The sequence below is a fragment of the Gordonibacter sp. genome, assembly GCF_036667095.1.
Classification (GTDB): Bacteria; Actinomycetota; Coriobacteriia; order Coriobacteriales; family Eggerthellaceae; genus Gordonibacter.
In genome coordinates this window covers 1-3,873 of record NZ_JAVWUP010000211.1, presented here as the reverse complement: position 1 = coordinate 3,873, position 3,873 = coordinate 1, and the positions used below count along the sequence as shown (strand labels likewise).

Below are 3,873 nucleotides of genomic sequence, written 5' to 3'. Positions count from 1 at the left end.
GACTGGATTTCTGTCGTGTGCTCTTCCGATCTTGGGGAATTGGAAGGTAGCCAGGACGTTTATACAAGCAGATGGCGGCAAAGCACGATTGTACCATCTGGGGAATTGGAAGGTAGCCAGGACTGCCGACGCGGGCATAAAAGGCTCGGACGCATTGTACCATCTGGGGAATTGGAAGGTAGCCAGGACCGGGGGCGTAACTACCAGCGCGCAACGCGTATTGTACCATCTGGGGAATTGGAAGGTAGCCAGGACTACATCAAATTACTTGATTGCGAAGACATGATTGTACCATCTGGGGAATTGGAAGGTAGCCAGGACTCCGCGGGCAGGCGTTTGACCGCGTGTACGATTGTACCATCTGGAGAATTGGAAGGTAGCCAGGACAAGGTGATCGCCGAGGTCTTGATTCCTCAAATTGTGCCGCTTAAATTGCAAACTCAACTGAGGTGCGCCCAGAAACTTGGACCAAAACCTAAGGAAGGTGGTTTTGGTGGGAGAGAAGTTTCGGCACTGCACTGAAAAGGAAAAGGCTCGTGCGCTGGATGTCTACTTCAGTTGCGCAGGCTACGCCGCGCAGGCCATTAGGCTGTTGGGGTATCCCACGCCGGGGGCATTGCTGAACTGGGCACGAAGGGACACTCGATATGCAAGCCTGCTCCCATCGCATAAACGCTATACCAAAGTCCAGAAAACTTATGCGGTGAATGCATATTACAAAAATGGAGAGAGCGCCAACTTCACCTGCGTGCTGATCGGCTATCCGACAACAGTAAGCCTTCTCGAATGGGTGCGTGATGATCCTCGCTGCCACTTGAAGCCTAAGAGGTCGCGTCGTTATACTGCTAATGAGAAGATGCGTGTCGTTTCGGCGTATCTTGATGAATCGTTATCATACGATCAAGCAGCAGCGCTGGTTGGGGCTGATGGCACTCAAGCCCTCAGATGGACGGGCAAGTATTTGAAGGAGGGTGAGCTCATGGGCACACAGTCTCGCAAGGGCGTTCCATGCCCACGGAGAGGGGTTTTAAACCATCCACCGGCACCCTCGCCCACGCTTTTAGCAGACGATGTTTTCGATGAAGACCTAAGGGAGTATTGCGAAAACCTCAAGTTCGAAAACGACGTTCTTAGGGCAGAATTGGATCTTTTTTCAAAAAAAGCCGAAGCCTCAGCGAAGAAGGACTCTCGACAAAGGAAAAAGTCGAGTTGACCAATTCGCTGAGGGGAACCTATGGCTTAAAACGGGTCCTAGGACGATTCTGTTTGGCAAAAAGCACCTATGAATACCACCGTCTACGCAATTCGAACAAAGACAAGTACGAAACCGAGAAGAAGCTCATTGCTGAGATATTCGAGGGTAGCAGGCAAACCTACGGCTATAGAAGAATTCGGCTTTGCCTACGTCGAAAAGAGGGTATATACCTTTCTGGAAAAACAGTACGCAAGCTCATGAACGAGCTCGGCACCCGCCCTCTCCAGCGCAGAAAAGGCCGCTACAACTCTTACAAAAAGCAAGAGAGACAGCCCGAGCCCAATATCCTCCAGCGGGATTTTAAAAGCTCCGAGGTGTGCGAAAAAATGGTAAGCGATGTAACCGAATTCCAGGTCGCAGGTCAGAAGGTCTATTTGTCTCCGCTCATCGACCTGTTCAACGGAGAGGTGGTGGGGCGATCGGTATCCATGTCACCAACCGTGAACTTCGTGAATAAAATGTTCGAGGGGGTGACTGACAGAGTGCCTCTGTGGGTCAGGCCGACCGTTCACACCGACTATGCCGCAAAAAACATTAAGCCGTATTTCTTCTCATTATTCCAGTTCAACGCTGGTGCAGCATAGCTGTTTGTCGGCTTAATGCTTAAAAGACTATCCTTCTTTCTGTATCCATATTGTGATATAGAAAGAGGTGATAGCATGGATATCAAAATCAGCTCCATAGAAGAATCGGTTGCCGACGTCCTACATGCGGCGGGTTACATGGACTCAACAATCAACCAGTACCGAAAGTATTTTAGATATTTAGAAAAGGCCTTGCCCGGTGGCATGTTTGAAGAAGGCAGTGCTCGTGAATGGGCGGATGCGGTAAAGCCTTGCGGAACGCCGTATGGTGCAAACGAGACGAGAATCCGTAAGCGCGTGGTTCGAATTGCACTTCGATATACGGAGCAAGGTCGCGTAGACCTATCTGTCGCCAGTAATACGCCGGCACCAGCGATGCCTGAATCGAGTTCACTCCTTGATGCACTGACAGAATATATCCGTGATTGTAGCCAGCGCGGTTTGGCGCAAAGTACGAAAGACTACTACTGGCGCCTTGCGCGAGACTATTGCTTGCTGCTTGAATCCAGTGGCATTTTTCGCATAGAAGATGCGAAGTCGGATAGTGTTCTTACATTTCTGTCAGATATGTCGGCTAGATGGTCAGGCACTGACGGCCAACACATCGTCACCAATTTTCGTCCATTCTTGAAGTACTTAGGCAGAGATGACCTCATCAGGGCATGCGAATTGGCACGCCCCACACGTCGTCACAGCATTGTTTTAACGCTTTCCGAAGCCGACGAGGAAGCGCTGGTCTCAGCCTGCTGCAACGGGCTGACCCGTCCGAAAGACGCTGCCATCACACTCCTCGCCCTAACTACCGGCATGCGTGCCTGCGATATCGTGAATTTGAAGGTAACCGATATCGACTGGCGCAGCCTGACGATATCGCTCGTACAACAAAAGACAGGAAACCCGTTGACCGTTCCTATAATGCCAGCTTTGGCGGACACGCTGGCCACATACCTTCTTGAAGATCGTCCCGATGCCGACTGCTCAAATGTTTTCGTGAAAACAAAGGCACCACACACCCCATTTTCCGGTCATGCCGCGATTTATGCCGCGACTAAGCGAGTCTTTCGCACCGCCAATGTTGTGGGAGCAGGAACGCTTTTGCTCAGACATAATGCCGCGTCAAAGATGCTTCGCTCCAATGTGGCGTTGCCAGTTATATCCGCCGTACTTGGGCATGCCGACCCTGACACGACGAGCGGTTACATGGAAGCGGATACAGAACGGATGAGAGCTTGCGTTCTTCCGCTGCCAAAGGGTGTGATTGCATGAAGCGCTACCAATATACTAGCAAGTTCGCTGCAGATATGGATGCATTCATCGACTTCAAGGCGAGTGTTGGGATAGCCTCAAATTCCAGGAACTGGACACTTTATGACTTCGACCGCTACTGTGTCGAGCATGGGTTGACGCAGTTCAATCGGCAAACCGTCGAAGGGTGGGTTATAAACCGGAAGGCCATGACGTCGCCGAACCATTTGACCTGGGTGTCCCATATTCGTGAGCTGGGAAGGTTTATGAACGCAAGTGGTAATGAGGGGGCGTACATACTCTCAGACGATTTCAAGGCAAAGATGGTTCGTATCCAGCCTTACCTCCTTACTCAGGCGGAGGTAGGGGCGTTTTTCGCCGCAGCGGTTGAGTATAAGGATGCTACACCCTGGACATGGCAGGCCGCATGCTTCTTTGGTCTTATGCACTCCTGTGGACTGAGGCCCTGTGAGGTAAGGAGACTACAGAGAAGCAATGTTCACCCTGAGGCTGGTGAGATTGACATCATGTGGTCAAAGGGACACCGCTCGCGTAAGCTTGCAATCACCGATGAGGTAGCCAAGATGGTTGCCTTGTGCGACACCAAAACGAGCGCTGCCTTCGGATCTGAACGTCCTGCATTATTTATATCTTCGACTGGTAATCCCGTAGCATCGAGCGCGATAGGGATCATTTTTCATCGTATTTGGGAGAGTGCTAGTTTGCCAGCTGAGAAGGGCGGTAAACATCCGCGTCCATACGCATTCCGACACCGCTTTGCCTATGCTA

5 protein-coding genes are annotated in these 3,873 nt (G+C 51.1%); all 5 read left to right on the top strand.

Annotation, left to right across the window (positions count from 1 at the left end; genetic code table 11):
- Positions 1 to 522: hypothetical protein (locus RR842_RS12595; RefSeq protein WP_332729964.1), on the top strand; the 522-nt coding region annotated here is incomplete at its 5' end.
- The gene (locus tag RR842_RS12590; RefSeq protein WP_332729963.1) at positions 491 to 1,213 is read left to right on the top strand and encodes a hypothetical protein; all 723 of its coding nucleotides are present in this window, start codon (positions 491 to 493) and stop codon (positions 1,211 to 1,213) included. The genes RR842_RS12595 and RR842_RS12590, both read left to right, overlap by 32 nt.
- Positions 1,210 to 1,839: an IS3 family transposase gene (locus tag RR842_RS12585; protein WP_332729962.1), complete on the top strand. Its 630-nt coding sequence runs from the start codon at positions 1,210 to 1,212 to the stop codon at positions 1,837 to 1,839. The genes RR842_RS12590 and RR842_RS12585 overlap by 4 nt, the downstream gene beginning before the upstream one ends.
- Before the next feature lie 75 nt (positions 1,840 to 1,914).
- Entirely contained in the window at positions 1,915 to 3,105 is a 1,191-nt protein-coding gene (locus tag RR842_RS12580) for a tyrosine-type recombinase/integrase (protein WP_332729961.1), read from the top strand.
- Positions 3,102 to 3,873, top strand: a 772-nt coding sequence (locus RR842_RS12575) for a tyrosine-type recombinase/integrase (protein WP_332729959.1), incomplete at its 3' end; no start/stop codon positions are given. The genes RR842_RS12580 and RR842_RS12575, both read left to right, overlap by 4 nt.

Coding starts and splice junctions, on each gene's coding strand:
- RR842_RS12580 (WP_332729961.1), top strand. CDS start 1,915: ATGGATATCAAAATCAGCTCCATAGAAGAATCGGTTGCCGACGTCCTA.